General features: G+C 76.1%; 2 protein-coding genes. One reads left to right on the top strand and one right to left on the bottom strand.

Annotated features, from left to right (window positions below):
• On the top strand, positions 1 to 861 hold an 861-nt coding region (locus G3573_RS21455), incomplete at its 5' end, for a hypothetical protein (protein ID WP_163263657.1).
• A 149-nt stretch (positions 862 to 1010) separates the two neighbouring features.
• Here G3573_RS21455 and G3573_RS21450 read toward each other — a convergent pair.
• Positions 1011 to 1439 (bottom strand): hypothetical protein (locus tag G3573_RS21450; RefSeq protein ID WP_163263656.1); only part of this gene is annotated, 429 nt, incomplete at its 5' end.

Raw genomic sequence — 1439 nt, 5'->3', positions numbered from 1 at the left:
GAGCTGGCCGGGACCGCGGCCGAGCCGCTGCGCGAGTTCGGCGGGGTGCTGGCGGCCGCGGCCCTGTCGGTGCGCGTCCTGAACTTCAGCCTGCACCGTCGCGCCGCCCGCGCCGACGCCCGCCGCGAGCTGGGCCGGCGGCTGGACGGCCTGAACGACGCCCTGCTGGACCTGCGCCGCGCCCTGACGCGCGACGAGGTCCGCCGCTTCCTGGATCGCCGCGACGCCTATGCGACCTCGATCGGCCTGACCGGCCGCTGGCTGTCCGATGTCGAGATGGCCGACGCGGAGGCCTGCGCCGCCCGTGCGGACGGCATGGCCGAGCTGCTGGGCGACACCGCCGGGCGCCGCTCGGGGGCCGAGGCCCTGACCCTGCGCGTGCGTCGCGAGATCGGCCGCGCGGTTCGTTCCGGCGAGCTGAAGCAACCGGAAGCCGACGATCTGAACGACCTGGTCGACGACGCCGTGAAGGCCGCCGACGAGGGTCTCTACGCCGAATGGAACGCCGACCACTTCGGCCGGCTGAGCGCCCACCAGCGCCACTTCCGCCGCGAGATCGAGCGCTGCACGCCGGCCCTGGCCGAACGGCTGGAGCGGCACGGCGGCGCGTTGTTCGACCACCTGCTGCAGCACGCCGACGCCAAGGTGGCGGTGGCCGACCTGCTGGCCCGCTGGGCCGAGGCGCACCGGTCGCTGGAGCTGCGTCTGGCCGGGCTGAACCCGCCGCCCCGCCCCGCCCCGGCGGCCGAGGAGGAAGAGACGCCGCGCGTGGCCGAACGCTTCGTCCTGCCGCGCGCGCCGTCGGCCGCCATGTTCCCGAGCGGCCGGGCGCGCCTGCGCCTGCCGGCGGCGAACGACTGAAACCACCCGTCATCCCGGCCGCAGCGGAGCGAAGCGCAGCGGAGAGCCGGGACCCAGCCAGCGCGGCGCTAATCGCAGCGCTGGCTTCGCAGGTCGAGCTTGCTGGGTCCCGGATCAGCGCTGGCGCGCTGTCCGGGATGACGGCTGAACTACGCCCGGATCTCCGGCTCGGCGCGGCGGCGTTCGGTCCAGACCGGCATGACGCGCCGGCGGACGTTCTCCAAACCGCGCGCGTCGCGCTTGGCCCGGGCCTGGGTCAGCCACCAGGCCCCGCCGGCCGCCAGCGCCAGGGCCACGACGCCGCCGAGGCCGGCGGTCGTCCGGGGCCGCTCGCGGGCGAACTCGACCACGGCCGGGCGGTGACGGCGGTGCAGACGAATTTCGGGCAGGCGCATCTCGGGCAGGGCGAAGCGTTCCTTCTCGCGCTCGAACGGCTTGCGGGCCGCGGCGAAGGCGGTCTGGGCGCGGTCGGACAGCCGGCGGCCCAGGTCGGCCGCGTGTGAGCCCAGGTCCGCGGCGTGCGACTTCAGCCAGCGCGTCTCGGCGCGCTGCTCGCGACGCTCGGCGCGCACCTTGGC

Origin of the sequence: Caulobacter sp. 17J65-9, from assembly GCF_010975005.1 — a bacterium.
In the GTDB taxonomy this organism is placed as follows: Bacteria; Pseudomonadota; Alphaproteobacteria; order Caulobacterales; family Caulobacteraceae; genus 17J80-11.
The sequence above is the reverse complement of the archived record's forward strand: the minus strand, read 5'-3'. Positions and strand labels throughout refer to the sequence as shown.